24 protein-coding genes are annotated in these 25,626 nt (G+C 58.4%); 5 read left to right on the top strand and 19 right to left on the bottom strand.

Annotation, left to right across the window (positions count from 1 at the left end; translation table 11 throughout):
- Nucleotides 1-31: 31 nt before the first annotated feature.
- The 11 genes from AC13C8_RS17175 to AC13C8_RS17125 all read right to left on the bottom strand — a co-directional run bounded on the left by AC13C8_RS17175 (nucleotide 32) and on the right by AC13C8_RS17125 (nucleotide 10,818).
- Nucleotides 32-532 (bottom strand): prepilin peptidase, encoded by a 501-nt coding sequence (locus AC13C8_RS17175; RefSeq protein WP_482848517.1) that lies wholly within the window; start codon nucleotides 530-532, stop codon nucleotides 32-34.
- A gap of 7 nt (nucleotides 533-539) precedes the next feature.
- A complete protein-coding gene (locus AC13C8_RS17170; protein WP_482848516.1) occupies nucleotides 540-1,406 on the bottom strand; it encodes a tetratricopeptide repeat protein in 867 nt (288 codons plus the stop codon).
- A gap of 31 nt (nucleotides 1,407-1,437) precedes the next feature.
- Nucleotides 1,438-1,962, bottom strand: a complete 525-nt coding sequence (locus AC13C8_RS17165; protein WP_143064349.1) for a tetratricopeptide repeat protein — start codon at nucleotides 1,960-1,962, stop codon at nucleotides 1,438-1,440.
- A 144-nt stretch (nucleotides 1,963-2,106) separates the two neighbouring features.
- The gene (locus tag AC13C8_RS17160; protein ID WP_091429328.1) at nucleotides 2,107-3,081 is read right to left on the bottom strand and encodes a type II secretion system F family protein; all 975 of its coding nucleotides are present in this window, start codon (nucleotides 3,079-3,081) and stop codon (nucleotides 2,107-2,109) included.
- A 14-nt stretch (nucleotides 3,082-3,095) separates the two neighbouring features.
- On the bottom strand, nucleotides 3,096-4,064 hold the full coding sequence (locus AC13C8_RS17155; protein ID WP_177179304.1) for a type II secretion system F family protein: 969 nt from the start codon (nucleotides 4,062-4,064) through the stop codon (nucleotides 3,096-3,098).
- 2 nt (nucleotides 4,065-4,066) lie between these two features.
- On the bottom strand, nucleotides 4,067-5,536 hold the full coding sequence (locus AC13C8_RS17150) for a TadA family conjugal transfer-associated ATPase (RefSeq protein WP_091429329.1): 1,470 nt from the start codon (nucleotides 5,534-5,536) through the stop codon (nucleotides 4,067-4,069).
- A 13-nt stretch (nucleotides 5,537-5,549) separates the two neighbouring features.
- Nucleotides 5,550-6,824, bottom strand: a complete 1,275-nt coding sequence (locus tag AC13C8_RS17145) for a CpaE/TadZ family protein (protein ID WP_091429331.1) — start codon at nucleotides 6,822-6,824, stop codon at nucleotides 5,550-5,552.
- Between the two features lie 413 nt (nucleotides 6,825-7,237).
- Nucleotides 7,238-7,915, bottom strand: a complete 678-nt coding sequence (locus AC13C8_RS17140; RefSeq protein WP_482848515.1) for an OmpA family protein — start codon at nucleotides 7,913-7,915, stop codon at nucleotides 7,238-7,240.
- Between the two features lies 1 nt (nucleotide 7,916).
- Nucleotides 7,917-9,335 carry a type II and III secretion system protein family protein gene (locus tag AC13C8_RS17135; protein ID WP_482848514.1) on the bottom strand — a complete coding sequence of 473 codons (1,419 nt, stop codon included), beginning with the start codon at nucleotides 9,333-9,335 and terminating at the stop codon, nucleotides 7,917-7,919.
- A 216-nt stretch (nucleotides 9,336-9,551) separates the two neighbouring features.
- Nucleotides 9,552-10,388, bottom strand: coding sequence for a Flp pilus assembly protein CpaB (gene cpaB / locus AC13C8_RS17130; protein WP_091429338.1), 837 nt, complete (start codon nucleotides 10,386-10,388; stop codon nucleotides 9,552-9,554).
- 238 nt (nucleotides 10,389-10,626) lie between these two features.
- Nucleotides 10,627-10,818 carry a Flp family type IVb pilin gene (locus AC13C8_RS17125; protein WP_091429340.1) on the bottom strand — a complete coding sequence of 64 codons (192 nt, stop codon included), beginning with the start codon at nucleotides 10,816-10,818 and terminating at the stop codon, nucleotides 10,627-10,629.
- Nucleotides 10,819-11,154: 336 nt separating this feature from the next.
- Here AC13C8_RS17125 and AC13C8_RS17120 point away from each other — a divergent pair, with 336 nt between their 5' ends.
- Together AC13C8_RS17120 and AC13C8_RS17115 are read left to right on the top strand one after the other, a co-directional pair.
- On the top strand, nucleotides 11,155-11,982 hold the full coding sequence (locus tag AC13C8_RS17120; protein ID WP_482848513.1) for a lytic transglycosylase domain-containing protein: 828 nt from the start codon (nucleotides 11,155-11,157) through the stop codon (nucleotides 11,980-11,982).
- Nucleotides 11,972-13,432, top strand: a complete 1,461-nt coding sequence (locus AC13C8_RS17115) for a UbiA family prenyltransferase (RefSeq protein WP_482848512.1) — start codon at nucleotides 11,972-11,974, stop codon at nucleotides 13,430-13,432. The genes AC13C8_RS17120 and AC13C8_RS17115 overlap by 11 nt, the downstream gene beginning before the upstream one ends.
- 9 nt (nucleotides 13,433-13,441) lie before the next feature.
- Here AC13C8_RS17115 and AC13C8_RS17110 read toward each other — a convergent pair whose 3' ends face one another.
- The 5 genes from AC13C8_RS17110 to AC13C8_RS17090 all read right to left on the bottom strand — a co-directional run bounded on the left by AC13C8_RS17110 (nucleotide 13,442) and on the right by AC13C8_RS17090 (nucleotide 18,369).
- Complete coding sequence (locus tag AC13C8_RS17110; protein WP_091429344.1) at nucleotides 13,442-14,191, bottom strand: SDR family oxidoreductase; 750 nt, start codon at nucleotides 14,189-14,191, stop codon at nucleotides 13,442-13,444.
- Between the two features lie 5 nt (nucleotides 14,192-14,196).
- A complete protein-coding gene (locus AC13C8_RS17105) occupies nucleotides 14,197-15,510 on the bottom strand; it encodes an FAD-binding oxidoreductase (RefSeq protein WP_482848511.1) in 1,314 nt (437 codons plus the stop codon).
- The gene (locus AC13C8_RS17100) at nucleotides 15,491-16,519 is read right to left on the bottom strand and encodes a lysylphosphatidylglycerol synthase transmembrane domain-containing protein (RefSeq protein WP_322787718.1); all 1,029 of its coding nucleotides are present in this window, start codon (nucleotides 16,517-16,519) and stop codon (nucleotides 15,491-15,493) included. The genes AC13C8_RS17105 and AC13C8_RS17100 overlap by 20 nt, the downstream gene beginning before the upstream one ends.
- 176 nt (nucleotides 16,520-16,695) lie before the next feature.
- Nucleotides 16,696-17,712, bottom strand: coding sequence for a Hint domain-containing protein (locus AC13C8_RS17095; RefSeq protein WP_482848510.1), 1,017 nt, complete (start codon nucleotides 17,710-17,712; stop codon nucleotides 16,696-16,698).
- Between the two features lie 162 nt (nucleotides 17,713-17,874).
- Entirely contained in the window at nucleotides 17,875-18,369 is a 495-nt protein-coding gene (locus tag AC13C8_RS17090; RefSeq protein WP_482848509.1) for a toxin-activating lysine-acyltransferase, read from the bottom strand.
- A 100-nt stretch (nucleotides 18,370-18,469) separates the two neighbouring features.
- Between AC13C8_RS17090 and AC13C8_RS17085 the strand changes: the two genes are divergently transcribed.
- Nucleotides 18,470-19,588 carry a TIGR03032 family protein gene (locus tag AC13C8_RS17085; protein ID WP_482848508.1) on the top strand — a complete coding sequence of 373 codons (1,119 nt, stop codon included), beginning with the start codon at nucleotides 18,470-18,472 and terminating at the stop codon, nucleotides 19,586-19,588.
- Nucleotides 19,589-19,644: 56 nt separating this feature from the next.
- On the opposite strand, the gene AC13C8_RS17080 is transcribed toward AC13C8_RS17085, so the two are convergent.
- Together AC13C8_RS17080 and AC13C8_RS17075 are read right to left on the bottom strand one after the other, a co-directional pair.
- Nucleotides 19,645-20,274, bottom strand: coding sequence for a 3-oxoacid CoA-transferase subunit B (locus tag AC13C8_RS17080; protein ID WP_091429354.1), 630 nt, complete (start codon nucleotides 20,272-20,274; stop codon nucleotides 19,645-19,647).
- Between the two features lie 3 nt (nucleotides 20,275-20,277).
- Nucleotides 20,278-20,973 (bottom strand): CoA transferase subunit A, encoded by a 696-nt coding sequence (locus tag AC13C8_RS17075; RefSeq protein ID WP_091429356.1) that lies wholly within the window; start codon nucleotides 20,971-20,973, stop codon nucleotides 20,278-20,280.
- A 214-nt stretch (nucleotides 20,974-21,187) separates the two neighbouring features.
- Between AC13C8_RS17075 and AC13C8_RS17070 the strand changes: the two genes are divergently transcribed.
- Complete coding sequence (locus tag AC13C8_RS17070) at nucleotides 21,188-21,637, top strand: hypothetical protein (protein WP_482848507.1); 450 nt, start codon at nucleotides 21,188-21,190, stop codon at nucleotides 21,635-21,637.
- Nucleotides 21,638-21,675: 38 nt separating this feature from the next.
- Nucleotides 21,676-22,200, top strand: a complete 525-nt coding sequence (locus AC13C8_RS17065) for a helix-turn-helix transcriptional regulator (protein ID WP_091429359.1) — start codon at nucleotides 21,676-21,678, stop codon at nucleotides 22,198-22,200.
- Between the two features lie 717 nt (nucleotides 22,201-22,917).
- On the opposite strand, the gene topA is transcribed toward AC13C8_RS17065, so the two are convergent.
- Entirely contained in the window at nucleotides 22,918-25,497 is a 2,580-nt protein-coding gene (topA, locus tag AC13C8_RS17060) for a type I DNA topoisomerase (protein ID WP_482848506.1), read from the bottom strand.
- Nucleotides 25,498-25,626 lie beyond the last annotated feature (129 nt).

Here is a 25,626-nt window from a genome sequence, read left to right as displayed (position 1 = left end):
ACGAAGGTCTGTTCGGTGATCGGCGGATTGATCAGGCGCCGGTGAGCGCCGCCAGCAGGAAATATGTGATCAGCGTGGTCCCAAGGCTCAACCCCATGGGATAGTCGCGGCGGGTCCAGCTTTCCCAGTTCGGCGTTGTGGCGCGCACCCAATCCATACTGCGTGCCAACCGATGCAGGATGAAGCCGGCTACGGTCATTACGGCAAGGATTGTCAGCACCAGAAAGGCGTCGGGCAGCGCAACCAACAGTGCCATCGCCGCGGCGAACTTGGCGTCGCCCGCGCCCAGCATCCGGCCAAGGTTCATCACAAAGCCGATCACCAGCACCACGACCAGATGGATCCATCGCAAGAGGTAATCGTTCAGTTCAAAGGCAAACAGCCCGACCACCGCAAACACGACGATCAGCGCCATAACCGCCTTGTTGGGGATTTTCATCCGGGACAAATCAGACCAGACCACCCAAAGGGCAATCGGCACCACGAAGGGCAGAAACAGCATCGCTGCCCAGCTTGTCATTGCGGTGCTCATGCGCGGGTCATCCGTTCGAGACGTTGTTTTCCAACGCTTCCAACGCGCGGGTCGCAGCCTCGAAATGCTGCGGATGGGTGTCGATTGCTTCTTGCAGCAGACCTTTTCCAGTCGTGACATCGCCCTGCTTGATCGCCGACAAGGCCAGCGTGTGCAAAAGCTGCGCGCGTTCGACCTGGGTCATCGGGATCACGGGCAGGTCATATTTCCGCTGCGCGCCACGGGCCAGAACCAGGTTGTTCTTCGCTGTGAACATCTTGCTGTCATAGCTCAACGCCTGCGAGAACAGCTTCTCGGCGCCCTGGTAATCGGCCCGCGTCAGTTTGGAATAACCCCAGTTGTTCAGGACTGAACCGGGGTTGGTGGTCAACCCCACAGCCGTTTCATAGAAACTGTCGGCCTTCTTCCATTCCTTGTTACTGTCTGCAATCATCGCTTCCAGCCGGTAACGGCGATAGGTTTCGTGGGTCGGGGGCACTTTGTCCAACACCGCTTCGGCTTCGTCCCAGTCACCGGCGCGGATCAGCGCGTCGGCAAGACTGACACGATCAACCGATGTGCCTTCGGAACTGGCCACGATGGCCTTCCAGACCGGCACGGCCTCGGCCGGGCGCTTGGCGCGGATCAGCGACTGCGCCAAGCCGCGTTTCAGGTCGATGCGGTTTGGCTGACTTTCAGCGGTGCGTTTGAAATAGGCGACGGCTTCGTCCGGATCGCCCACAGTCAACATGATGTCGTTAAGATTGCTTTCGTCGATGACGTTCACATCTGCGATGGCACGTTCGACCTCTTCACTGCCCGATTTCGGCTTGCCACAAGCTGACAGGGCGACCGCGCTGCCAAGGCAGAGCGTCAGAAAGATAGAGTGGCGCATTTTTGCGTCCTTTTACTGCTCGTGTCTTCGCTTAGATTTGCGACAGAAGCAGGTAATCCCCCGTCCCCCGCCGAACCAGCGCGAATGCATCATTATGGGTCTGATCATAATCCGGATTTTCCGATTTTGCGAGCGCCAAGCGCAAATTGTCGCGAATTTGGGCAGATTGGCCACGATCCAGGCCAAATGCGATCTGGAAGACACGGGCGGCCTCGGCTGTTTGGCCGGTTTCCATCAGGACAACGCCCAAATTGTTCCATGCCGGAACGAAGCTGCCATCCATTTCGGTGGCTTTTCTGAGGATGCGCTCGGCCTGACCCAGACGGCCGAGTTGCAGATTGGTCGATCCGATGGCCGACAGCACATCGACGGTGATGCCCTGCTCGCTGGCCGCACGCAGATAGGCTTTCAGGGCCAGTTCATGTTCGCCGGCGGCGGTCAGGCGGTGGCCGACAGTCAACCCATCCACAGCTTCTTCGCCACGTTTCAGTGCGGTTGGCGCATAGGGGCCTGTGTGCTTGGCAAATGGTCCCGTTCCAGACGCACAGGCCGTCAGAAGGACGCTGGCGGCTGTTCCGACAGCAAGAAAACGCGCGCGCGCATGACGGGCGCGACGATCACGGACCAGATAATGGGGGACAAGGTGGGGCGGGCGGCGCGTCGTCAAAGGTGGCTCCTTCGCGCGGCCCGTTCAGTTGCGTCAGAAGCGGACCGATTTAAGGGTCAGATAGATGTCATAGACCGATGGTCCGATCAGAATGATCAATAGCGGCGGAACGGTCAGCATCATAGTGGCAAGTGTCATCTTGGTGGGCAAGGTGTTTGCCTTTTCTTCTGCGCGCATGACGCGTTTATCACGCATCTCGCCAGCATAGACCCGCAGCGCATCGGCAATGGATGTGCCGAATGTGGCCGATTGGATCATCACGGTGACAAAGCTTGCCACGTCCGGCACGCCCGAACGTTCAGACAGATCGCGCAGCACTTGAACCCGGTCTTTACCGGCCTTCATCTCGTTCGACACGATCGAAAACTCGTCGGCCAGCGCCGGGTATGAGGCCCGGATTTCCTTGGACACCCGCAGGATGGATTGGTCCAGCGATTGACCCGCTTCGACGCAGGTCAGCATCATGTCGAGCGCGTCAGGGAAACCGTTGGTGATCTCTTCTTTGCGGGTTTCGACCCGGCGCGTGACCCAGTATTTCGGCAGCATATACCCGGCGACGCCGGGGATCAGGATCCACAGCATGCGCGCTGTTGTGGTCAGCTCTTGCCCGTTTGCGGTTTTCAGGATGGTCAGGAAGATCCCGAAGATCAGCAGACCGATGCCAAGCGCAAACTGCGCAAAGTGAAAGGTCCGAACCGCGTTCTTGCCCGGATAGCCCGCTTGCAGCAGCTTCAGTTGAACGGCCGAATATTCGTCAGCGTCCTGCGGTTCCAGAAAGGCGGAGTATCTTTCGAGCTTATCCGAACCCGAGGCGACCCGCAGATCGACCTTCTGCCCGCTCTTACTTCCACTCTCACGCGCCTTGCGGAGCTTTTCAATTGGATCTTCGGTCTTGCGAAGCAGGAACGGCACCGTAACGACGATCAGCACGATCCCCAGCGCGCCCACTGCCAGAAGGGGACCAGCGGGACCAAGAAGGTCGGTCAGAATTGTGTTGATCTGTTCCATCTCTTGTACCTCTGTCAGACCTTGATGTTCACCAGCATCCGCATGACGAAGACGTTCGCCACAAGGAAGCCGGCAACGATCAGGCAAGCGGGGATGAAATAAGGCGTGTCACGCACCTTGTCGTAATAATTGGGCTGGATCAGGTTGATCATGACCAGCGCCAGAACCGGAAAGCCGGACAGGAAGTTGCCAGACCATTTCGCCTCGGCGGTGATAGCGCGCACGCGGCGGAACAATTTGAAGCGCGATCGGATCACCTTGGCCAGACCGTCAAGGATTTCGGCCAGATTGCCGCCTGACGTTTGCTGAATGATGACGGCCACGGCCAGAAAGCGCATGTCCTGATTGTCCAGACGCTCGGCCATGGCGGCCAAGGCTTCGCCCACGTCGCGACCATAGGCGCTTTCGTCGGCAATCAAGCCCATTTCAGTGCCAAGCGGATCGGGCACTTCCTTGGCGACGATCTGAACGGCGGATGAGAACGGGTGCCCCACCCGAAGGCTGCGCACCATCAGTTCAACCGCATCGGGCAGTTGTTCTTCGATCATCGAAGTGCGTTTTTTTGCTTTGTTGTTCACCCAGATGTAAACGCCACCGACGCCCATGACGACAGCAATACCAGCCCGAATGGGCAAGGACGCTGCGGTGGCGACACCCAGCCCGACAAAGGCAAACATCGACAAAAGCACCATCATCAGCACTAGTTGGCCCGGTGTAAACGCGATGGCGGCTTTCTGTGCCTTGGTCGCCAGAAGTGAATAGAACGGGATACCCTGCGCACGGACGTGTTGGCTCATCTCCTTGCGGAGCTTTTCCAGAACCTCTTCGCGTGCCGCACCCTTTTCCAGCATATCCAGCCGGCGGTTGATACGGTTGTTCAGGCTGATCGACTTGCCAAAGACAGTCAGATAGATACCTTCAACCAGCAGAAGGACCGCCAGGAAAATCAGGCCGTAGAGGATTGGCTCGATGGAAATGGTCATTCTCAGTCGCTCCAGGGTTCATAGATGGATGCGGGCAGGTCATAACCCCACTGGCGGAAGCGGTCGGAATAGTGTGACCGCACGCCGGTGGCGTTGAACCGTCCAATGATCTTGCCATCGGGTGCCAGACCCAGACGTTCATAGCGGAACACCTCTTGCATCGAGATGACGTCGCCTTCCATGCCGGTGATTTCCGTGATCGAGACCATGCGCCGCGAACCGTCTTGCAGGCGGCTGGCCTGCACGATCAGGTTCACCGCCGATGCAATCTGGCTGCGCACGGCCTTGATCGGCATTTCAATCCCTGCCATAGCGATCATGTTTTCCAGACGCGAAACCGCATCGCGGGCCGAGTTCGCGTGGATTGTCGTCATCGACCCGTCGTGGCCGGTGTTCATGGCCTGCAACATGTCGATAACCTCTTCGCCGCGCGTCTCGCCGACGATGATCCGGTCAGGACGCATCCGAAGGGCGTTTTTCAAACAGTCGCGCTGGCTGACCGCGCCCTTGCCTTCGACATTGGCCGGGCGGCTTTCCATTCGGCCCACATGGGTCTGTTGCAGTTGAAGTTCGGCAGTATCCTCAATCGTCAGGATCCGTTCCGAGTTGTCGATGAAAGACGACAACGCGTTCAGCGTGGTCGTCTTACCAGACCCCGTCCCGCCCGATACGATCACGTTCAGGCGCGTCGCGACGGCGGCCTGAAGGTAAACGGCCATTTCTTCCGAGAAGGCGCCGAAACCGACCAACTCATCAATGCCAAGCTTGTCTTTCTTGAACTTACGGATCGACACGAGCGATCCATCCACCGCAATCGGCGGCACCATCGCGTTGAAGCGCGAGCCATCGGCCAAACGGGCGTCAACATGGGGGTTCGATTCATCGACCCGACGGCCCACGGCGGACACGATCTTGTCGATGATCCGCAGAAGGTGGCGTTCATCCTTGAAGCTCACGTCGGTCAGTTGCAGTTTGCCCGCACGTTCGACGAACACCTGTTGGGGTCCGTTGACCAGAATATCGTTGACCGTGTCGTCCTGCAAAAGCGGCTCCAGCGGGCCAAGGCCACGGACTTCGTCATACAATTCCTGATTCAGCAGCAGGCGTTCATCGCGGGTGAGCACGACATCGCGCGTGCTCAGGAATTCGGATGTGATATCAGTTATTTCCGCGCGAAGGTCTTTTTCTGCGGCGCTTTCCAATGCGCCAAGGTTCAGGTTGTCCAGAAGCTCTTTGTGAAGCTCGGTCTTGATCTCGGACAGCCGTTCCTTGCGCTTGCGTTCCTTGTCGGCCTGAGGTGCGCGGGCTTCCTGCAACGGCGCTTGCCGACGCGACACAGGCGCGCGGGACGCCGCCGCCGCGTCAGGCTTTGACGTGCTGGGGGCAGGGGCATCTGCCCGCCCACCGTCCACCGCCTTCAGTTCGGGCGCTGCCGCGGCTGGTTTCGTAGGCTTTTTATAGCGGGAAAACATGGCGCCTCCGGGGTCAGTTGGCTGTGGCTTCGGCCTGGTTCAGATCGTGAACCGACTGCGCCAATTTCTGGATTTCTTTACGCAGCGGGTTCTTGGTTGCCGCGCTGGACAGGGGAATCCCGTGATCGCAGGCCTGCGTGACCGGCTTGCCGCCGTCAGGCAAATGAAGTTCGATCGAGATATCAAGACTTTCCGCCAGGCGCTTGGCGCGTGACTTGCCCGACATGTCGGTGAATTTCGGTGCGCGGTTCAGGACATAGCGCAGCTTTTCAACCGGCAGTTCCTCGGACTTCAGCGCCTTGATCATACGCAGGGCATTCTGAGCCGAGCGCAAGTCAAGCTCCAGCGTTGCAAAATACACATGCGCTGCGTGCAAAACGGTTTCGGTCCATTGTGCAACGGTGTTGGGCATGTCGATGACGACATAGTCAAAATTTCGACGCGCCATTTCGATAATGCGATCAATGTCTTCCGCGTTGACGATATCCAGTGGCAGCATGTCGGGCGGCGCGGTAAGGACGTGCAGTTCCTCGTCAAATGTCACAAGCGCCTGCGAGAAGATTTCGTGATCCATAACTTCGGTATCGGACAACAGTTCATAGACCGCATCACGGCGGGGCAGATCCAGATATGTCGCGACCGAGCCAAATTGCAGGCCAAAATCCAAAAGGCAGACGCGCGGCGGGTTTTTTCCTGCCTTTTTGTCCTTTTTGCTGCGATCCATCTGGCAGAGTTCCCAGGCCAGGTTCACCGCCAGCGTGGTCGCCCCGGTGCCGCCCGCCATGGGTTGCACTGCCAGAATCACCGCTTCGCGATCCCCGCCGGCTTTCAACTGGGTCGCCTGGTTGGCGGGATCGACAAGGGCAGGGGCTTCCGGTTCGGGTGCGCGCAGACGCTCGATCGCGTCATGAAGAGCACCTTCGGGCAGCGGGTAGGGAACGAATTCTTCAGCCCCCATTTTCAGAAGTTGGTGCAGCGCAATCGGGCTGACCTCTTCCGCGATTACGATGACTTTGATGCCTTTTTCGACGGCAGTGCGGATAACACCGGCCACCTTTGACAGGTCTGCCTCGTCCTGGTCGTCCATCGCAATCGCGACAAACTCCAGCGCGTCAGCGTCGGGTTGAGCAAAAAACGCAAGTGCGTCTTCAAGCGACAGGTCGCCCCACGCCTCGCCAAGTTCGGCTTCCATGTCTTCGATCAACAGATCGAAGTTCTGTACGTCCCGTGCGATCGTGCAAGCTACGATCGGTTCGGGGTCGGCGTGTAGCGCAACACTGCTACTCATCGTAAAATCCCTCCAGTTAGAGCCCGCTCCCAGGCATTCTGCCATCGGTCCTTTGCCCGCAAAGGCGTGCGCGAGTCGGAAATTGCACGCGGACTGCTCCCAATGGTTCAAGAAATGCCAGTCAATCTGGGCAACATTGCGGCTGAAACCGCCAAATTATTCGTTCATTTGGGACGATCACGGGTGAAACGGCGCATCTGTTTCCCAGAGAGGAACGGCAAAAGGTTTCACCTTTAACGGGATATCGTGTCCCAATCCCGCACGGAAACCTCATGAAATGAATATGTTCACAGCGAGAGCTTTCCTGCGGTGTCCCAGCTTCTCGGCCCAGAATGCGGCGAAAATGTGGCGATCCGGGGCAGGTTGCATGAAAAAGGCGCGAGCGAGCCGCGCCTTTTCGTCGTCTGTGCAGGTTAGGTGCCTTCGCCGATTGATCCCGCGGTCCCGGCCGAGATGATCGGCAGGGGCACCGCGCTGCCAATATATTCGCGATATACGACCTGAGCATACTTGCCGTCCAGAACCGTGGGTTTGCGACCACCCACGAAACCGGTGACTTCCGTCACCGTGCGACGGTTGCGCACTTCAGGCGCACGCGTCACGATCAGCGGGCGGGTCTCGCCATAGCTGACGACGGCTTCCAGTCGTGACCGGCTGATCCCGCTGGCGACCAGATAATTCACCACCGCATTGGCCCGGCGCAAGCCAAGACGCTTGTTATAGGCGTTCGATCCAACCAGATCGGTATGGCCATAGACGCGGAAGCGCAGTTCGGGGAACTGGGCGATCCAATGGGCCTGCTGGCTTAGAATGGCGCGCGCCGTGTTGTCCAGCGCGGCGCTGTTGAAAGCAAAGTTGACGGTGTCCTGCGATTCTTGGTTGAACCGGTTGGCCAGCGCAACAGTCGGATTGATCTGGCCGTTCTGGACGCCTGTGTTATAGGCCGTGGGTTGCCCCAGCCCGCCTTCGTCCAGTTGTGCACCTGCTTCGACGAACCAGGATTTCGACGCCACATCCGCACCGGAACATGCCGTCAGAATGGCAATCGCCGAGGTGGCAGCGAGCACTGGTTTGATACGTTCAATGGGCATCTCAGTCCTCCATCACATAGCCATAGGACCCGGAGAAGTCCTGTTGCGCCACTTCGCCCGCCGCCCCGGTTTTGGGTCGGTTCGAGGCTGTCGTATTGCCGAACAGGAACAAATCCTGCTCAGACGGTGGGCGGATCCGGTCAGTCGGAACCGCCAGCGCTTCGCCGCGCGTCGGGGTAACAAGATGCGCGGTGATGATGATCACCAGTTCAGACTGCGACCGTTGGTATTCGGTTGATCGGAACAGCGCGCCAAGCACCGGGATGTCGCCCAGCCATGGGACCGCCCCGATATTGTCCTGAAAATCGTCCTCGATCAGACCAGCAATGGCGAAGCTTTCGCCGTCCCGCATCTCGACCGTGGTCGAAGTTTCGCGGCGGCGGAACGCGTTGATGCTGAAGCCGCCATTGTTATAGCTGACGGATTCATCCAGACCCGACACGGCGGCGTTCAGTTGCAGGTTGATCACGTCATCAGCCAGCACTGTCGGGGTGAATGTCAGTTCAACACCGAAGGGCTTGTAGGTCACAGCAATCTCGTTGTCACCGTTAGAGACGGGCAGGGGGTATTCGCCACCTGCAAGGAACGATGCCTCCTGGCCTGACAGTGCAGTCAGGTTCGGTTCAGCCAAGGTGCGCACAACGCCCTTTGTTTCAAGGGCTTCGAGCAGAACATTCATTCTGAGGCCGCCCGCGTTAAAGCCAAGGATCATACCGCCTTGCGTCCCAGAAGCTACGTTGATCGGATCGCCGGGACTACGGCTGGCATTTGCCGGGCTCAACAAAGTGCCCGATGCTCCAAGCGCGTCAACATTACCGATGGTGCCGCCAAGCTGCAACGAGCTGGACAACGATTTGCGAACCGACCGGCCCATCTCGGCAAAGCGCACTTTCAGCATGACTTGCTGGGTGCCACCGACGGTCATCAGGTTCGACACCCGTTCGGGCGCATATCGCTGGGCCAGATCCAAGGCGCGATCCAGTCGCTGGATCGAACTGACCATGCCTGACAGCACGATCCCGTCATTGGCGGTGCGCACCTCGATTTGCTCGCCTGGCAGGATTTGCCGCAGGCGTTCCTTGAACTCTGCGATATCCGGCGCGACATGCACCTCGACATTGGTGATAAGCTTCCCATCAGCCCCAAGCAGGGTCAGTGTCGTGCGCCCTGGTGTCTTGCCCAGCACATAAATCGTGCGGTCCGACAGGGTCGAGATGTCCGCGATGCCGGGGTTGGCGATGGAAAGCTCGGCGAAGGGGACGTCGCTTTCGACGACCACAGCCCGGTTCATGGGGACTTTCAACGCACCGGATGGTGCGCCGCTCATGACGCGCAGCGTTTCAGCGGAAGATGCCGCTGGCACGCCGATCCCGAGCGTCAGACCCAATAGGGCTGCCTTGATAAATCGATCAACTTTCATGTGATCCTGCCTCTCTGACCACGTGTGGATAGCGTGGGTGTTGCCCACTTGACTGCTCCGGGTCTTGTGCCCGATTTGGTGGGTTTTTTACCCGATTGCGTGGCAGACTGCGTCAGAAATCGAAATAATGCAAGAATCAATACCTTGCTGGGTAGGCTTCATGTGGACATGTCGCAACAGTCCTGTTGTCGCGACATGACTGCGCTGATCGTGAAATCACTCTGGGCAGGCGATTTGCGTCTCGATAATCTCGCCGCCACGACGGGTGCGAATGGTGCACACCTCTTCTTGCACACCAACCACTTCGCCCATGATTTCGCCTTGTCCCACCTCGACAGAAGAGGTGACAGTTTCGTCCTGCGTGCCCACAAGCGCCAGCGACAAGCGCCCGCTGGACTGGGCTTGAGCAAGGGCGGCCACTTGCCGGGGGGTCACTTCAACAGTGATGGTCCGTGCGATGGTCGGACCTGTGCGATCCGTGTCCGCAATCTGGTCGACGGCGATGATATGAACATTCGCCAGGATAAGTTTGGTGACTGCCTGGCCTTCACCCAACTCGTCAAAGCCGCGCCCGGACCAATAGACATCGATGCGGTCTTCTGGTCGCAGAAAGCCGGACACGCCTGAGCTGACATCCACATTGATGGCATAGGCGCGCATCCCCGTCGCCAGACGCGAAGACACGCCGGCATCCGCACCAGGTTTTGTTACCTTGACCTCTAGCAGGGCTTCGTCCTTTTCCATCGCGCGCAGCACGGTGCGGAATTTCTTTTCGCCGTCAGGGAAAATGTCTTCGATCTTGCCGAACGTGCCTTCTGGGATTGCGTTCTCGGGCCATTTCACAGCCCTGATATCGTCGGCCGTCATTTGTTCGCCATAGCGTAGTGGGCGGTTCACGACGAACACATCAACCGTCGGAACGATGGCAGCGCGCGCCGCGCGTTCAGCATCAAGCTGGGTCTGGAAATCGCCGATGTAGTCCTTGGCCATATAGACCGCGAACCCCGCCAGGCCGACACCAATGATCAGAACGAGTCCGAAGAGCAAACGCATTTAAGTTCCTTTCCCACTACAAGACGCCAAAGGCATCACACACCAACTCCCCCATCTACATGTCAACACGAATTGAGGCAATTTGAAGTATAAAGCGTGAATTTAGGGTGAACTTCACAGGAAACGTCAACAATTTCCAGTGCCATTCATAAAGTATTTATCATAGCACCTTGGGCGCGAGAAAAAACCGCGCCGGAATGGCGCGGTTTTGCTAACTATCAAACAATCAGGCGACTGTTTAGTAGCTCATGATCGACATGTTGGACAGCGAGGACGAGATCTTGTCTGCCAGCGACGTTGTGCCGCCCGAGACCGATGTCAGAACCGCGATGCCGAGGCCCACGATGGCTGCGGTCAGCACGACCCAGTCCACGGTGACAGCGCCGTCTTCATCAGCTTGGAAAGTCTTGATCAGGTTATACAGTTTCATTTGTCTCACTCCGAAAGGTGTTGTTTCGTTTCGTTCACCTTGGCGCCTGAACTTGTTGCCGTCCGCAGCGCTGCTTGGCATGAAACCTAATTAGCCCTTTGATTGGGGCGAGAGTTGGGCAGGTTTCGTACCTTTTCTGGCTTAACCAATTTTTAAGGTTTTGTTGGGTTAAGATATTGAAAGTAATAAAAAATAAAATTCATAAAAATCTATGGTCTGTGATAATCCTGCGCGGTTGCCCGCAAAACTTGTGAACAATATCAGGTAAATCTGGCCCTGACAGGCGAAATCTGCAACAAACAACAAAACAATTCGAGGCAGAGCAGTGAACCGCAAATGCGGCGCTTCGTGAGCATAAGCATATTCCTGACCTTCGCGATGGGGGTTCAGGCGCAGGCGGACAACACGCCAGCGCCCTTTCCCGACTTTACCTTCAAGCGCGTATCGGTGCCGCAAGCCGGGGCCAGGCGCATCACCATTCAGATTGACCCCGTTGCCCAGGCAGCGGCACTCGCGCCAAAATTTCCAAAGCAGGATATGGTCGAGGAAGTTGCAGCCGCTGTCCCCACGCCTCTGCCCACCGAATGGGATTGGTTCTGGACCACCGTATCGCCGCGTTTGGACAAGGCTGGTCCCGCAAACGTGCGTGTCGCCCTTGATTTGCTTGATACGCAAGAGGGGTTGGTGCAGCCGCGCCTGCAACATCTGCAATCCATCGCACAGGCGCATGGCACCGACATATTGAAGGCGACGATCGGCACTCCCGTGTCCCCCGCGTTGGTGCTGGCCTTGATTTCGGTGGAAAGCGGCGGGCGCGTGAATGTGGAAAGCCAAGCAGGCGCGCAGGGGTTGATGCAACTGATCCCAGATACCGCCGCCCGGTTCGGTGTCGAGGACAGCAACAACCCCGCCCAGAACATCAAGGGCGGTGTCGCCTACCTGAACTGGTTGATCAACCACTTCAATGGTGATCCAATCCTGGCCCTGGCCGGTTATAACGCAGGCGAGAATGCGGTGAAGGACAGTGGCGGCGTTCCGCCCTATGCCGAGACCCGTGCCTATGTGCCGAAGGTTCTGGCCGCTTGGAAGGTTGCGCGCGGGCTGTGTCTGACCCCGCCAGAACTGTTGTCGGACGGATGTGTATTTGCAGTGAATGGATCGTAACGAGATGGCCGAAGAGTTGACCAAGAAACCGTTCGTATTGGACGTGGACGGAACATTCCTGCGGACGGATATCTTGTTCGAATGTTTTTGGGCGGGCCTTGGCCGCGACCCGATCCGCACGCTGAAAACCAGCCTTGCGCATTTCCGCGATCCCGCGCGCCTGAAAGCGGAACTTGCCCGCATCGCAGCGCTGCGCACCGATTTACTTCCCGTCAAAGCGGATGTGCTTGAGGTTGCCCGCGCCGCGCAGGCCGAAGGGCGCGAGGTCGTGCTGGCGTCGGCATCGGATCATAGTGTCGTGGCGCAACTGGCGGTACAGCATGGTCTGTCAGAGCGTGTCTTTGCCTCGGACGGGCGCACCAACCTGAAAGGCGTGCGCAAAGCCGAAGTGCTGGTGCAAGCCTATGGTGAGGGCGGGTTCCACTATGCGGGCAATGCCCCGGTGGATCGCGCGGTGTGGGATCATGCCGATGCCGCCCTTGTTGTGGGCGATCCGCGTTCCGCCAAGGCTTTGGAGGCGCAAGGCAAGCCCGTCACCCAGATCGACGGTGGCTGGCGCATGAAAGACGTGCTGAAAAGCTTCCGCCCCCATCAATGGGTCAAGAACGTGCTTTTGTTCGTGCCGATGATTGCCGGTCACGCTTTTGACCTGAACACGTTCATCCTGGCCATTCTGGGCGTAATCAGTTTCTCGGCGGCGGCGTCCTCGATCTATCTGGTCAATGACCTTCTGGATCTTGAGGCCGACCGGCTACACGTCAAGAAATGCAAGCGTCCCTTTGCCTCGGGTGCGGTTCCGATTCAGGTGGGGATGGTGTCCTTCTTTGTCCTGGCTGCCATCGCGCTGGGTATCGCGGCCTATCTGGGCGGGGCGTTTTTCGGGGTGGTCAGCTTCTATATGGCCCTGTCGCTGGCTTATTCGCTGAAGCTGAAACGAATGCGCTGGGTGGATATCGCGGTGCTGGCATCGCTTTATACACTTCGTGTCGTGGCGGGCGCTGCGGCGACAGGTATTCCGGTGTCGGGCTATCTGCTTGTGTTCATCTTCCCGGTTTTCCTGGCTCTTGGCTGTGTGAAGCGCCTGACCGAGTTGACCCTTGCCACATCGGACGAGCGTTTGCCGGGGCGGGGGTATGGGCGCCCGGACCGGCCCGATCTGCTGAACGTCGCCTCGCTGGGTGTGGTGGCGTCGCTGGTGGCTTTTTTCCTGTATTCATTCACCGAACAGGCGTTGTCGCTTTACAAGACGCAATGGCTGATGTGGGTGGCAGGTCTGCCGCTGGCCTGGTGGATGATCCGTATGGTGCGCCTTGGCTGGTATGGCAAGCAGGACTATGACCCGATTGTCTTTGCGATGAAGGACAAGCGGGGTATTGGGCTGATGCTGATGACCATCTCGATCATGTTCTATGCCGCAGGTCTTTGGCAGGAGTGGTTCGGAGTTGGCTGACGCCGCTGATCAGATCGACATCTTCTTGAAAATGAACTCCGGGATGTGCCGGATGATCAGCATGATATAGCGCCAGAAGAACGGCGTGTAGATCACGTTGCGCTGTTTTTCGACGGCTTTCAGGATGTCGGCGGCGACCTTTTTCGGGGGGGCGACAAGAAACATTCCTTCGATCCCCCATGTCATCGCGGTATCCACGAAACCGGGTTTCACCGTCACAACATGGCCACCCGCGCTTGTCAGGCGGTTGCGCAGACCGGACAGATATGTGGCAAATCCCGCCTTGGCAGAGCCATAGACATAGTTGCCGATCCGCCCCCGGTCGCCCGCAACCGATCCGACACCCACGATGGTGCCCGCGCCCCGGTCTTCGATGATCGGGGCCAGCATGGTCAGGAACGCGGCTGGTCCGGTATGGCTGTCTTTCACCACGCCTTCGATCAGGGACGGGTCCGCGTCGATATCTTCTTGCGCGGGCATCGAGCCGACGAAGACAGCAGCGTTGATTACACCATCCTCAGACGCCGCCCGGTCGATGATGGGTTGAAATGTCGAGATGTCGCGCGCATCGAATTTGACCGCCGCGGCATTGACCCCACGGGCGGTCAGGTCAGAGGCCGAGCGTTTCAGATCGTCCATATCGCGGCCTGCCAGAATGACGCTGGCCCCTTGATCGGCCACGGCCTGCGCAAAAGCGCGCGCCATTGAGGAGGTTGCGCCAAGGATGATCCAGCACTGGTTCTGTTTGGTCTTTGTCATATCTCTTACCCTGCCTCGCGAAGGTTCAGGCGGCGCACCATATCGGTTTCCAGCGCGTGGTCCGGGTCGGCCTTGTTGACCTGTTTCACCCAGTCGCCATGTTCGGGATACATCGCCTTGATCGCGGGCCCGGTGGCCAACGCGTCCTTGGCAAGATAAAGCCGCCCGCCTGCGTCCATGGTCATATCCTCAAGCATCGCGATCAGGTCCACAGCCGCGTCACGGGCGGGAAAGTCGACGGCGAGCGTGTAGCCTTCCATCGGGAAACTCATATGCCCCGCGCGACCTGACCCCATGCGTTTCAGCACGGCCAGCGGCGAGGACAAACCAGCGCCTGCGATCAGCTCCAGCATCGCTTTCAAGGCATCTGCCTGATCCAGCGGCACGACGTTCTGGAACTGGTAAAACCCGCGTTTGCCATACAGGCGGTTCCAGTCGTGGATCTTGTCCAGCGGGAAGAAGAAGTCGTCGATCCGCTTGACGGACGAACGGCCCGAGCCTGGCACCCGCCGATAATAGGCGTTGTTGAAGGCCCGGACGACGGGATTGGACAGGGCGAATTTAGGTGCATCCAGCGGGATTTTCTTCGACGGTTTCGCTTTGGGCAGCAGGCCCGCCGCCAATTCGGCCTCTTCTATGACCCCGCGCCCCAAGGCTGCGCCTTTGGCGGTGGTGTCGATCCAGCCCACACAATAGGTCGCCTGACTGCCGTCCAGCAGGGCGATATGTTCATCCCAATCCTCGGCCCGGCGTTCTGTGACCATCATCACATCGCCGGGGCAGGGTTTGAGTTGCAATTTCGCCTCGGCAATCACACCGGTTTGGCCTATCCCGCCCATCGTGGCGCGAAACAGGCTCGCATTACGGGAGGGGGTGGCGACGGTGCGCTTGTCACCAGTCAGCAGGGTGACGGACAGAACATGCTGGCCGAAGCTGCCTTCGTTATGGTGGTTCTTGCCGTGCACGTCCTGCGCGATGCAGCCGCCAACGGTGGCAAACCCGGTGCCGGGCATGACGGCGGGCAGCCATCCGCGCGGGGCGAAGACATGGGCCAGATCACCGATGGTGATGCCAGCCTCGACCGTCACAACACCACTGCCGGCGTCAAAGTCGATAATGCGGTTCATACGTGTCATGTCGATGGCGCGCCCGCCGTCGTTCAGCGCCGCATCACCATAGGACCGGCAATTGCCTATCGCCGGGCAGGGGTGGGTTTCCACAACTGCTTTCAGGCTGCGGGCGCGCTCTGGACGCGCCAATTCGGCGGTTGCACGCTGAACCCGGCCCCAGCCGGAATACTTAGTCTTTTTCCAAACCATGTGTATGTCTCAAAGAGTTGCGCTCAGCGACGGGAAAGACCAGAAGGCCAATCCCGATGGCGAACCAAAGGGTTGTTACGCGGATGATGGCGGTGGCGGGGACGCTGACCTCAAGCGGCACACCTTCCATCGCAAGCAGGGCAATCATGGCGGCTTCGGCACCGCCAACGCCGCCCGGTGCACCGGTCAGGCCACCGGCAAGTGTCGAGAAAACGAAGATCGCAACGGCCTTGGCAAAACCGATATCGGCCCCCATCCACATCAAAAGAAGGTGAAAGGCATAGCCTTCGGCGATCCAGCCAATGACCCCGATCATCGCGGCGAGAGCCATCAAAGTAGGTGAGGTAAACGCCGACAGCGACAGCGAAGCGCGCCGGACCTTGGCCCAAAGCCGCGCAAACCGGCCAGTGATCTTGTGACCCATTGTGGCAAACCAGCCCAGCAGGCGTGGGCGGGTGGCAGCGAAGGCAGCGATCAGGGCGAGCACGGTTACAGGCAAGCCCCCCGCGATGCCCGTGGTTGAAAAAGCAAGCGCCAGCCCAAGGATCAACGCCATCGCCGACAGGTCAGATGCGCGATCTACAAGCACCAGTGGCGCGGTGCGCTCAAATGCCCAGCCTGTTTCGCGCTTCAGCCAGCGCATCCGCACCAGCTCGCCCACGCGACCGGGGGTCACGGACATGGCAAAGCCACCAAGGAAGTGGCGGAGGTCTTGGATAAGACCCGTGGGCAGGCCCAGTTTGCGCGCAAAGATATGCCAGCGCAGACCTCGAAAAAGGTAATTCACAAGGCTGAGGGCCAGCAGAGCGGCGAATTGCACGGCAGTCAGCTTGGCCAACTGGGCGCGGGTCTCTTCCCATCCGGTTGCAGCCGCCAGACCGATCAATCCGACCAGCACCAAACCAAACAATCCCAGAAGCACAAGCGTATCGCGCAGCCGCCGGGTGGGGCTGGCATCAGGGGCAGATTGTTTCCCTGATGTGGAAGATATGGGGTTTGTGCTGCTCATTGTCATTGCCCGGCTTATGGCGGGGGATTGCGGCGAGAATATGAAAGCATCGTTGCAAAAGCGAGAGCGAATAAGGCGCGTATGCTTTGCCGGTTGCAGCGGCACAAGCGACAGCGCGGTTCAACCGCTACACCGGGACATACCCGGGGACGTGCCGGGTCAACGATATGTCCGGATCAGACCGCGCGATCTTCGGGTGTCGCCGGTGTCGGCTTCAGGGCGCGCGACAAGACCTGCCCTTCAAACCCGCGCATCTCGGCATGCGCCAGATCTCCTTGTCGTTTGGTCAGGTCGGGGAAGATGGCGTCAAGCTCTTCCATCTGCGCTTTGGTCAGGGTCGACAAGGCCACGTCGCCGAAATGAAGTGTCTCGGCAGGGCAGCCATTGGCAAAAACGATCTCGTGCTGATCGAGCACGATGTGCCAGTATTCCAGATCCGCGACTTCGGCGCCGCATTCATAGATGCTGTCGCCATTCACAAGGCTTTTCGCGCTGGCAAGGGCGGCATCTTGTGCCAATAAAAGATTGACTTGCGGACCTTCCATCAGCAATCGGTGCTGAGGTGACACGCGCAGGGTTTTGTTTGGCACGCCGGGCGCAAAGGCGTCGGGTGCAATGGCAACCGGATCCAGCTGTGAATTACCGCGCCGTCGGTCCTGCGAGACTTTTGAGGCGGAAATCCAGCGCAGCGGTTGCAAACCATTGTCACGCGTCAAGACCAGATCACCAACGCGCAATGTCTCGATCCGACGCGGGCCGAGATCGGTCAGGATGTCGGTGCCCCGGGCAAAGCACACCTCGGTCTCGCCAAAGATGGTGATCGTCACCTGATGGGTGTCAACGACGGCAGTTCCGTTCACTGTTGAAGCATAGCCATTTGCGTTGTTGAACGATGTGTCGCGGACCCTGATATTGAAGGTAATATCCAGACTTTGACCTGCGTCCAACCCATCTAAAGCAGGATCGTCGCTGTCCACAACGAATGACCAGGTATAGCCGCCTTCGTCATTGGCGGTGTTCTGGGTGATGGTCAGCGTCCCGAACGAGGGGGCGGACAGGATATCGTATCCCCCCGCAATCCAGCTATAGGTGCCGGGTTCGGTGTTGATCACGGAACCGCTGGCGCTGACATTGCCTGTTCCGGGCAGGCCCTCGTTGATCGAGGCGGTCGTCGCACCTGATAGGCTGACCATGATTGCTTCTCCTTCACGCGGCACAATATGGACCAAGGGCGCTTAAGGCCCGAACTCTTGCGGTCCGTCGTCTGGTGGCATCCGCGCTTTTGTTAATACTTCAACTATATTCTGGCAATTTGTTGAAGCAGAAAAGGGGAATTCTTGGAAATCGGCGGCAAATCACGCGACCACAGTCGATCGGATCTTCCATTTCGAACTGCCGGGCGCGCGGTGCCATTCCAGAATTTTCTTCTGGCCCTTGTGAATGCGCAGGGTCTTTACGCTGTCTTCCTGAATGGTTGACTTGATGTTTTCGATGATCTCGGCCCCATGGCCCCACGGTGCCATGATGTCCATGATCCAAAGCTGATCGCCCGACCGCCATTCGTCGAATTCGTCCAGCCCACTGCCGGACAGGTGTTTTTTCTCGGCGGCTGCATCCAGCTTGGCCCAGGTGACAAGGCCGCGCGGCACGTCACGTGCCCGGTAAATGTTGAACTGTTTCAGATAGATCGGAGGTTCAAACGCTTTCGCTATCGCGCGCGCGGACCAGTTGCCATAGACGTTGGAATAGAAGGCGAGAAAGGCCAGTTCGCCGAACACTCGCAGGACATCGTCATTGGGATAGAGCGGTGATACCTCGATCAGGCCGCCCGTGTCGTCATCTTTTGTCATGCGTTTACCCCTTACCTGAACCGGACCAGCTTATTTTCCCCTCGACTGCACCCGCTCTGGATAACAGTATCGGCCTGCCAAACTGGACACGGAGCAAAAAGTGACGGACGCAGCCGAAGATGACAACACCAAAGTGGACCTGAATTTTCCAAAGCCCCCTGCGCTGACCAAGGGCAGTGTGCGTTTGCAACCCAGCGACGGGTTTCGTGGTTGGTTGACGCAAAACCGAATCTCTTTGGTGTTCAACACCTACCATATCGGCAAATTGTTCATGATCGGCGTGAACGAGGCGGGCCAGTTTGTTTTGTCGGATGCCAATTTCCCCCGATCAATGGGATTGAGCCTACACGGGGGCACATTGTGGATGGCCAGCCAAAAGCAAATCTGGCGGTTCGAAAACTTCTTGGACAAGGGCCAGATGTCGCAGGGCAATGACGCCGTCTTTGCCCCCATTGGGGCAACCACGACGGGCTATATCAACCTGCATGATCTGCGTGTCAGTGACCATGGTGTGTATTTCATCGCCTGTCAGTTCAACTGCATCGGGCGCTTGCACGAGAAATGGAGCTTCGAGCCGATTTGGAAACCGCCCTTCATCAGCGAGTTTGCCTATGGCGATCGGTGTCATTTGAACTGTCTGGCGCTTGAAGACGGTGTGCCAAAATATGTCACCTGCTTTGCAGAAACGAATGTGCCAGAGGGCTGGCGCGCGCTTCCGAAAGATCAAAGCGCCGGGTTGGTGATAGATGTGCAGAGCAACGATATTCTGTGTGACAGTCTGCACATGCCGCATTCGCCGCAGCTTCATAACGGGCGACTTTATGTTGCCAATAGCGGGCAGGGCGAGTTTGGCGAAGTTGACCGTTCAACGGGCGAGTACAGGCCAATCTGTTTCGTTCCGGGGTTCACCCGTGGCATTGCATTTTGGAAAAACTACGCATTGGTGGGTGCATCTCGACCCAGACAGAGCGGTGTGTTCGAAGGCAATGACGGCACTCCGCTGAACCAGCGCCTTCAGGATATGGGGGTTGAGCCGGAATGCTCGATCTCGGTGATCAATCTGGACACGGGTGACATTGAACATCAGATCGTGCTGGATGGCGTTGCAACCGAGATCTATGACCTTTGCGTATTACCCGCGATCCGAAAACCGCGTGTTCTGGATGTCGAAAGCGATGCGATGAACACGATGTTCCGGCCTTCCAAGCTGCACATTTAGGCTGGGCCACAAAAAAGGCCCCGCGAACGGAGCCTTTTCTTCGTTGTCAATCCCGCTTAGTTGACAATGGTCGCTTCGGTCGCGGCGCGCAGTTCGTCTTCGGTCACGCCATCCGCAGTTTCAACGATCTTCAAGCCACCTTCGACCACGTCCAGAACACCAAGGTTGGTGATGATACGGTCCACCACGGCCTTGCCGGTCAGCGGCAGGGTGCATTCTTTCAACACCTTAGAATCGCCGTGCTTGTTGGTGTGATCCATCACGACCACCACGCGGCCAACACCAGCCACAAGGTCCATTGCGCCGCCCATGCCTTTGACCAGCTTGCCGGGAATCATCCAGTTCGCCAGATCACCGTTTTCCGCCACTTCCATCGCGCCAAGGATCGCCATCGCGATCTTGCCGCCCCGGATCATCCCGAAGCTCATCGCACTGTCGAAATACGAGGTCTGGGGCAGTTCGGTGATGGTTTGCTTGCCAGCGTTGATCAGATCGGCGTCAATCTCGGCTTCGGTCGGGAAGGGGCCCATGCCCAGCATGCCGTTTTCCGATTGCAGTGTAACTTCAACCCCTTCGGGGATGAAGTTGGACACCAGCGTCGGAATACCGATGCCAAGGTTCACATACCAGCCGTCTTGCAGTTCCTGTGCCGCGCGGGCGGCCATTTGGTTGCGGTTCCAAGCCATATCTTATGCCTCCCGAATGGTGCGTTGTTCGATACGCTTTTCGTGATCGCCCTGAATGATGCGATGCACATAGATGCCCGGCAGGTGGATCGCATCCGGGTCCAGCGAGCCGGTCGGCACGATTTCCTCGACCTCGGCTACGCAAACCTTGCCGCACATCGCGGCGGGCGGGTTGAAGTTGCGGGCGGTCTTGCGGAACACAAGGTTGCCGGTTTCATCGGCCTTCCATGCTTTCACGATGGACAGGTCGGCAAAAATGCCTTCTTCAAGGATGTATTCTTCGCCGTTGAAGACCTTTACGTCCTTGCCTTCCGCGATCACGGTGCCGACGCCGGTCTTGGTATAGAAACCGGGGATGCCGTGACCGGCGGCGCGCATGCGCTCGGCCAGGGTGCCTTGGGGGTTGAACTCAAGCTCCAACTCGCCCGACAGGTATTGGCGCATGAACTCGGCGTTCTCGCCCACATAGGACGACATCATTTTCTTGATCTGCTTCGTGTCCAGCAATTTGCCAAGCCCGAAGCCGTCAACGCCGCAGTTATTCGATGCGATGGTTATGTCCTTGACGCCGCTTTCGACCAGCGCGTCGATCAGCAATTCTGGAATGCCGCACAGGCCAAAGCCCCCGGCGGCAATCAGCATCCCGTCGCTCAAAAGCCCATCAAGGGCGTCGGCGGCGCTGCCATATACCTTTTTCATGAAAGTTACCTCTCGTCAGTTTCGCGTCTGTTCTGGCGTGGGGGCATTGCAAAGTCAACGAAACCCGTGCGTGGAAGGGCGGTCTGCGTATTTCTACCTGATTGGGCGTCTATAACTTTGGTTGGTTGCGCCGTGGATGATCCAAAGTCCAGTATCGCAGCAACGGAATGTGCCAATAGCTTGTTGCATCAACTGAAAAGCAACGGAGACCACCATGACCAAGATGAATACGTCAAATGCCTTTGTCACCGCAATTGTGTTGGCGATGCTCGCCGCCCCGGCCAGCGCCCAGACCACGCGTGACGAGGTCATCGAAATGTTGAGCGCCGAGGGGTTTACTGAAATCAAAATCAAGCGCAGCCTGTTTGGCAATCTGCGGATTGAAGCCGAAGGTCCGAAGGGCGAGCGTGAAATCGTGCTGGGCAAGAATGGCGAGGTTCTACGCGACAAGTTTGAGCCCGAAGATGATCGCGACGACGACCGGACTGACCGGGATGACGACGACTATGACGACCGGGACGATGACCGGAATGACGACAGGGATGATGACAGGGATGATGACCGCGACGACGACCGGGACGATGACCGGGATGACGACAGGGATAGCGACCGGGATAACGACCGGGACGACGATCGCAACGATGACCGGGACGATGATGACTGATCCGTCGTGATCCGCACAGACCAACATCCGAGGCCGACATGAAACCAAAAACGATTACCCGAATTGGCGTTGCGATATACATTCTGTCGGCCTTGGCTTTTCTGGAGGAGCTGGTGGGTGAAATCACCGGCTTCTACCTGCTGAATTCCGGCTGGATCGTTCACGAGATGGTCGAGCTTGCCACCTTGGTCGGCTTCATCATCGGTGGCTTGCTTCTGTGGTACAGTCACCGCGTCCTTCACGCACGCAACGCCGAGGTTGAAAGACTTCTTCGCGCGGCGAAAGGCGAGTTTACTGCGATGCTGCAAGCCCTGTTTGCGCAATGGTCGTTGACCGAGGCCGAACAGGATATTGCGCTTTTGACTGTCAGGGGTATGACGGTCGCCGAGATCGCTGAAGCGCGAAACACCAGCCAAGGCACCGTCAAGTCGCAAAATAATGCAATCTATCGCAAGGCTGGAGTGAAGAACCGGACCCAATTGGTGGGGGCGGTGGTCGAAGAGCTTCTGGTTGGCCCAGACGACCAGCATGACCATCCACCGGGACACGAGGACGCGGCTTAGTCACGCCGCGTAGATTCCAGATCAGACATCCGAACCTGACCGCCGACCGGCGTATCGGGAACAGCTCGACGATGGGGCTGTTGTTAAAACCGGTGCACCTGTCCAAGCCGCGCTGCCCGGTTTTGCGCGTAACGTGCGCGCCGTCGATCAACTGGGCGGGCCAATCCAGTTATATCGCCTGCGTGTCCAGCGGATTGCCGGAGCCGGACGGGGGGATTTCAGTTTCGGGTTGCGCTCAAGCACGCGGGGGAATGGGTTCCAGTCGGGGACCACACGCTTGCGCACGATCCTGGTGTATCCGGTCCTGGTCAACTCGTCCGTCATCGGCATCGAGGTCGGATAGATGCGATAAGCGCTGCCGTCCGCGCTCCAGAAATGCTAAGCGCGCAAAACGGTGTCGCAGTCAATCGTTACACGATCCAGCTTTTCGAAATGGTCCTGTCATTCCTGGTTGGTAAAGCTGGACGCAGTGCGCTTGGCGGTTTCGATGATGGGGGGTGGCAAAGCCAGATCCAGGCAGCGCGAACGATGTTGTGGCACCCTTGATCACCGCGCGGCGCGATGGAATGGGTGACATGATAAAGCCCACCGTTCGATTGCGTCCGGCCGCATTCGATCCGACACATGCGCGTGTTTCAACTCACGAATTCGCCGGTTGGCATGTGATGCCGGGCTCTGACAAATTTTCTGACCTGAGCCGAGGCACTCCGCCCGCCGTCAGCCCTTGCTGGCAGCGGGCTTTTTCTTCGCGACGGGTTTCTTCTTTGCCGCCGCTTTCTTCTTCGGCGCGGCTTTCTTTTTCGCTGGCTTTTTCTTGCCGGCTTTTTCCGCAATCAGCGCGACCGCCATCTCAATCGTCATGTCCGCCGCGTCAACATCCTTGGGAATTGTCGCATTGATCTTTTCCCACTTCACATATGGCCCATAGCGCCCGTCCATCACATTCACCGGACCGCCACTTTCGGGGTGCTCACCCAGCTCTTTCAGGGGCTTGGCCGCCGCACGACCGCGCCCACCAGGGTTGGCGCGCTTTTCCGCCAGCATCTCGACCGCGCGGTTCATGCCAATCTCGAACACATCATCGGGGTCTTTCAGATTGGCATAAGTCGGTTTGGCGTCGTCGGGCAGCTTGTGCATGACGTAAGGGCCAAAGCGCCCGAAATTCGCGCTGATCATACCGCCTTCGGGATGTTCGCCGATTTCGCGCGGCAGGGACAGCAGCACCAGCGCTTTTTCAAGATCCATCGCGTCCTTGTCCCACCCTTTGGGCAGGCTGGCGCGTGGAGGTTTCTTGTTCTCAGGCGTCGGTTCGCCGCGCTGAACATAGGGGCCGAAACGACCGGATTTCAGCCAAATCTCGTCGCCTTGATCTTCACCCAGCATCCGTTCATCGCCCTCGGCACCTTCGCCTGCGATGGGGCGGGTATAGGTGCATTCGGGGTAGTTGCCACAACCGACAAACCCGCCGGTGCGCGAGGTTTTCAGATGCAGTTTGCCCTGACCACATTTCGGGCAGATGCGCGGGTCGGAGCCATCTTCACGTGGCGGATAAAGCTGAGGAGCCAAAGCGGCATCCAGCTTGTCCAGCACTTCCGAGATTCGCAATTCGGACGTTTCGGCAATCGCTGCCGAGAAATCGCGCCAGAAGCGCGCCAGCACTTCTTTATAATCCGCATCGCCCGCCGAGATTTCATCCAGTTCTTCTTCCAGGTTGGCAGTGAACTCATACCCCACATATTTGCGGAAGAAGTTCATCAGGAAGATGGTGACGATGCGGCCTTTGTCCTCGGGAAACAGGCGGTTCTTGTCCTTGCGAACGTACTCGCGATCCTGGATCGTGGTGATGACGGATGCATAGGTCGAGGGCCGCCCAATGCCCAGTTCTTCCATCCGCTTCACCAACGTGGCCTCGGTATAGCGGGGCGGGGGCTGGGTGAAATGCTGTTCGGGCGTGACGCCCTTCTTCTCGGCCTTTTCGCCTTCCATGATCTGGGGCAGGCGCTTGTCGTCATCATCCACCACCTGATCGTCGCGACCTTCTTCATAAACCTTCAAAAAGCCTTCGAACACGACAACCTGACCGGTGGCGCGCAGCACGACCTGACCGTCGGATGAGCCCACATCGACGGTGGTCCGCTCGAACTTCGCGCTTTCCATCTGGCTGGCCAGCGTGCGTTTCCAGATCAGGTCGTAAAGTTTGCGCTGATCGGGTTCCAACCGCGCCAGATCGCTCGCGGAAACGGTCATGTCCGTCGGGCGGATACATTCGTGCGCTTCCTGTGCGTTCTTGGCCTTGTTCTTATAGATGCGCGGCTTGGCCGGGATGAATTCCCTGCCATAGCGATCCGAAATCGCATCCCGCGCAGCGGCCACGGCCTCGGGTGCCATGTCGATCCCGTCTGTCCGCATATAAGTGATATAGCCCGCTTCATAGAGGCGCTGGGCCGTCGACATGGTCTGACGCGCGCCGAAGCCGAACTTGCGGCTGGCGTCCTGTTGCAGGGTCGAGGTCATGAAGGGTGGTGAGGGGTTACGGGTGGCAGGTTTGGCCTCCACCGACTGCACCGACAAGTCGCGGGATGAAATCGCCTGCACCGCCATTTCAGCTGCGGTCTCGTTCTCAAGGTCATACCGGTCCAGCTTCTGGCCGCCCAGAACCGTCAGACGCGCCTCAAACTCTTGTCCACGTGGTGTTGAAAGCAGCGCTTTCACAGACCAATACTCGCGTGCGTTGAACGCCTCGATCTCTTCCTCACGCTCAACGATCAGGCGCAGGCAGACAGACTGCACGCGACCGGCAGACCGCGCGCCGGGCAGTTTGCGCCAGAGGACAGGCGACAGGTTGAACCCTACAAGATAATCCAGCGCACGGCGGGCCAGATAGGCCTCGACCAGATCGGTGTCGACGTCGCGGGGATGCTCCATCGCCTCGGTCACGGCGGATTTGGTGATCGCGTTGAACACAACGCGGCTGACCGGTGTGTCCTGCTTGATCGCACGCCGCTTGCGCAGGGCTTCTTCAAGGTGCCACGAAATCGCTTCGCCTTCACGGTCGGGGTCGGTGGCGAGGATCAGGTTGTTGTCGTTCTTCAACGCATCCGCAATGGCGCGCACATGTTTGGCGCTGTCGCGACCAATTTCCCATTTCATCGCGAAATCGGCGTTGGTATCGACGGACCCATCCTTGGGCGGCAAATCGCGCACGTGACCGTAAGAGGCAAGAACGGTGTAGTCCGACCCAAGATACTTGTTGATGGTCTTGGCTTTGGCCGGGCTTTCTACGACGACAACGGGCATGAACTTCCTCTCGACTCAAACGCGCCATGGAATAATGGCAGTCTTTCTGGAGGCGTTAGATGGGTCGGGAAGGGGCAGGTTGTCAATGGCGTGTCATTATATATAGGGGCAGGGTGCGCCACGCCCCCT

This window comes from Aliiroseovarius sp. B-4, assembly GCF_056857795.1.
This window is presented reverse-complemented; position numbering and strand designations above follow the sequence as displayed.